The organism is Streptomyces phytophilus (genome assembly GCF_013870535.1).
Taxonomy (GTDB): domain Bacteria; phylum Actinomycetota; class Actinomycetes; order Streptomycetales; family Streptomycetaceae; genus Streptomyces; species Streptomyces phytophilus.
Genome location: NZ_JACBXC010000472.1, coordinates 1 through 4,300, shown reverse-complemented (window position 1 = coordinate 4,300; position 4,300 = coordinate 1). Strand labels below are relative to the sequence as shown.

Below are 4,300 nucleotides of genomic sequence, written 5' to 3'. Positions count from 1 at the left end.
CGGCCCGCTGGCCGGCGCGTACCCGCGGTCGAAGACCGCCGCGGAGCAGGGGCTGCTCGCGCTCCATCGCGAGCGGGGCCTCGACGTGCGCGTCGCGCGGCTGGCGTTCGTCTACGGGGAGGGCGACGGGCACATCGAGGCGTCGCTGCGCTGGACCCCGCACATGGCCGCGCACCAGCGGATCCAGCTGGTGCACCAGGCGGACGTCGCGCAGGCCCTGTGGCGGGTGCTGCGCACTCCCGGCCGCGCCGGGCGGGTGTACAACGTCGCCGACGACGCGCCGGTCAGCGCGCTGGAGCTGCTGCACCTGGTCGGCGCGGAGGTCCCGGAGGGGATGGCGGAGCGCGCGGCGGACGACCCGTGGCACGGGGTGGTGTCGAACGCGCGGATCCGCGCGGAGCTGGGCTTCCGGCCGCTGTACCCGTCGCTGTGGTCGGCCCGGGACGCGGGGGCGCTGTAGCGGGGAAGCGGGGAAGCGGAGAGGGAAGAACGGAGAGCGGAGAGGGGAGAGGGGAGAGGGGAGAGGGGAGAGGGGAGCGGCGGAGCAGGAGCAGCAGGGCCCGGTTCGTACGGCGTCGCCACCCGCGGCGTACGGACCGGGCCCCCGCACTTTCCCCGTCCCCGCCCCGCGCCCCCGCCCGCCGCGCCATGCTGGACCCGCCACCCTTTCCAGCCGGCCCGCCGACGTGCGCCCCTCGCAGAGGTTCCGTGCAGAGGTGATGGAGGACCGCAGATCAGCGGCCTCCTCGGGTACGGTCGCCGCGCCGGGCGCCCCACCGTCTGAGGAGAGAAAGCCGTTGCGCGAGTTCACCGTGCCTCCCCTGGCAGACGCACCGAAGTCGGGGGGGCTGGCGGACGCGGTCTTCCAGCGGGCCGCGCAGGATCCCGGGCAGATCGCCTTCGCCCGCAAGGTCGACGGCCGCTGGCGGGACGTGACGATCGGGACGTTCCGCAACGAGGTGCTCGCCCTCGCCAAGGGGCTGCTGGCCGCGGGACTGCGGTTCGGCGACCGCGTGGGGATCATGTGCAGGACGCGGTACGAGTGGACCCAACTGGACTTCGCGCTCTGGTCGATCGGCGCCCAGGCCGTGCCCGTCTACCCGACCTCCGCGCCCGACCAGGCGTACTGGATGCTGCACGACGCCGGCGCCGTGGCCTGCGTGGTCGAGCAAGCGGACCACGCGATGACCGTCGGCTCCGTCATCGACAAGCTGCCCCGGCTCAAGATGCTCTGGCAGATCGACGACGGCGCCATCGACGAGCTGACGGCCGCCGGCGCGCACCTCGACGACGACGTGGTCGAGCGGCACCGCCTCGCCGTCACCCCGGACTCCCCCGCCACCGTGATCTACACCTCCGGCACCACCGGCCGCCCCCGCGGCTGCGAGCTGACCCACGCCAACTTCATGGCCGAGGCCGACAACATCCTGCTGCGCTACGAGGCCCTCTTCCGCCCGCACCAGGGCGAGCCCGCCGCCACCCTGCTCTTCCTCCCCCTCGCGCACGTCTTCGGCCGGATGATCCAGGTCACCGCGGTCCGCGGCGGGGTCAAGCTCGGCCACCAGCCGGATCCGTCGGCGCCCGTGCTGCTCGCCGACCTCACGGCGTTCCGGCCCAGCCTCATCCTGGCCGTACCGCACATCTTCGAGAAGATCTACGCCGCCGCCCGCCGCAAGGCCGAGACCGAGGGCCGGCTCGCCGTCTTCGACAAGGCCGCGGACGTCGCCGTCCGGCACGCCGAGGCGCGTGAGGAGTCGTCCTTCGACGCGGGCCGCGGGCCGGGACCGGCGCTGCGGGTGGAGCACCAGGTGTTCGACAGGCTGGTCTACGCCAAGATGCGCGCGGCGCTCGGCGGCCGGACGCGCTTCGTGTTCTCCGGCGGGTCGGCGATGCAGCGCCGGCTCGGGCTGTTCTTCGCGGGCGCGGGCATCACGGTCATCGAGGGCTACGGCCTGACGGAGACCACCGCCGCCGCGGTCGCCAACCCGCCCGAGCGCCCCCGCTACGGCACCGTCGGCATCCCCATCCCCGGCATCACCGTCTACCTCGCCCCCGACGACGAGGTCTGGCTGCACGGCCCGCAGGTCTTCACCGGCTACGTCGGCGACCGCCCCGGCGCCGCGCACGCGCTGCGCGACGGCTGGCTGGCCACCGGCGACCTGGGCAGCCTCGACGAGGACGGCTATCTGACGATCACCGGCAGGAAGAAGGAGCTGCTGGTGACGTCGAACGGCAAGAGCGTCTCGCCGGTGCCGCTGGAGGAGCGGGTGCGGGCGCATCCGCTGGTCTCGCAGTGCCTGGCGGTCGGCAACGACCGGCCGTACGTGGCGGCGCTGGTCACTCTGGACCCGGACGGCGTCGCGCACTGGCAGCTCATGCGCGGCCGGCCGTCGATGACGCCGTCCGAGCTGGTCCGGGACCGGGAGCTGGAGGCCGAGATCCGGCGTGCGGTGGTGGCGGCGAACACGCAGGTGTCGCCGCCGGAGTCGATCCGGACGTTCCGGATACTGGCCGTGCAGTTCACCGAGGAGCACGGGCTGCTGACGCCGTCGCTCAAGCTGAAGCGGAAGGCGATCGAGATGGCGTACGCCAACGAGGTCGAGGCTCTCTACCAGACATAGGCCCGGTCCGGATGGTGTTCGAGGGAATGCCGTGGCGGGCGATCGCGGTTAGCGTCGGGAGGCGAACCGCCTGTACGAACTTTTTCGACGAAGAGGGATGCATCCCACGTGAGCAACGTTCCGACCATCACCCTCAACAACGGCGTCGCGATGCCGCAGCTCGGCTTCGGCGTCTGGCAGGTGCCCGACGCGGAGGCCGAGACCGCCGTGCGCACCGCGCTCGACGCCGGTTACCGGAGCATCGACACCGCCGCCATCTACGGGAACGAGGAGGGCACGGGCAAGGCCCTCGCCGAGTCCGGCGTCCCGCGCGAGGAGCTGTTCGTCACCACCAAGCTGTGGAACTCCGACCACGGCTACGACGCCGCCCTGCGCGCCTTCGACGAGTCGCTGCGCCGGCTGGGCCTGGACCACGTCGACCTGTACCTGATCCACTGGCCGGCGCCGGCCAAGGACAAGTACCTGGAGACCTGGCGGGCCCTGGAGAAGGTCTACGCGGACGGGCGCGCCCGCGCCATCGGCGTCTCCAACTTCCAGCCGGCCCATCTGCAGCGGGTCCTGGACGAGGGCTCCGTCGCGCCCGTGCTGAACCAGGTCGAGCTGCACCCGGACTTCGCCCAGGCCGACGTGCGCGCCTTCCACGCCGCGCACCACATCGCCACCGAGGCGTGGTCGCCGCTGGGCCAGGGCAAGGGACTGCTGGACGACCCCGTGCTGCGGGAGCTGGGCGACAAGCACGGCCGCAGCCCGGCACAGGTCGCGCTGCGCTGGCATCTGCAACTGGGCAACGTGGTCATCCCCAAGTCCGTCACGCCGTCGCGGATCCGGGAGAACATCGACGTCTTCGGCTTCGAATTGGACGACGCCGACATGGCCGCCGTCGCGGGCCTGGAGGCGGGCAACCGCATCGGCGACAACCCCGACGACGTGAACTGACGCACCCCCGCCCGCAGGCCGCCGGTCGTCCCGCTCGGAACCGTTGCACCCGCAACCGCGTCTGAGGGGGCGACCGGAAGTCGATCATCGAGGGGGGAGCCCGATGGCTGCACGGGCCGCACGTGAGCTCGACTGGGACGGCTGCTTCAACGTACGCGACCTCGGCGGGCTGGCCGCGGCCGGCGGCCACCGCACCCGGCGCGGCGCGCTGGTGCGCGCCGACAACCTGGACGGGCTGACCGCGGCGGGCTGGGCCGCCGTCGCCGACCACGGCATCCGCACCGTGGTCGACCTGCGCAACGGCATCGACCACCGGCCGCGGCTGCCGCGCCCGGAGACGATCGGTCTGGTCCGGGTGCCCGTGGACGAGCTGGCGGGCAACGTGCGCTGGTGGCGGGAGTGGGGCCACCTGGAGGGGACCCCGCTGACCTGGGCCGCGTACCTGGAGTACGTCCCGAAGGTGGCGGCGGCCGTCGTCCGCGAGGTCGCCGCGGCACCGCCGGGCGGCGTCGTGGTGCACTGCACGGCGGGCCGGGACCGCACCGGCTTCGCCTCGTTCGTCCTGCTGGCGCTCGCCGGGGTGGGCGCGGCGGACATCGCCGCCGACTACCTGCTCAGCGGGCCCAACCACCGGCGGGCCGCGGCCGCCCTCGGCCACCCGGACCAGACGCTGGAGATCGCCGCGATCCAGGCCCGCTCGGGGCGTACGGCGACGCAGGTCATCACCGACACGCACGCGACCT

General features: G+C 73.3%; 4 protein-coding genes. All 4 read left to right on the top strand.

What is annotated here, in order from left to right:
* A partial coding sequence (locus tag H5J30_RS19480) for an NAD-dependent epimerase/dehydratase family protein (RefSeq protein WP_181788694.1) occupies positions 1 to 460 on the top strand: 460 nt, incomplete at its 5' end.
* A gap of 337 nt (positions 461 to 797) precedes the next feature.
* Positions 798 to 2,621, top strand: a complete 1,824-nt coding sequence (locus H5J30_RS19475) for an AMP-dependent synthetase/ligase (protein ID WP_181788693.1) — start codon at positions 798 to 800, stop codon at positions 2,619 to 2,621.
* A gap of 108 nt (positions 2,622 to 2,729) precedes the next feature.
* Positions 2,730 to 3,557, top strand: coding sequence for an aldo/keto reductase (locus H5J30_RS19470; RefSeq protein ID WP_309505578.1), 828 nt, complete (start codon positions 2,730 to 2,732; stop codon positions 3,555 to 3,557).
* Between the two features lie 103 nt (positions 3,558 to 3,660).
* A partial coding sequence (locus H5J30_RS19465; protein WP_181788692.1) for a tyrosine-protein phosphatase occupies positions 3,661 to 4,300 on the top strand: 640 nt, incomplete at its 3' end.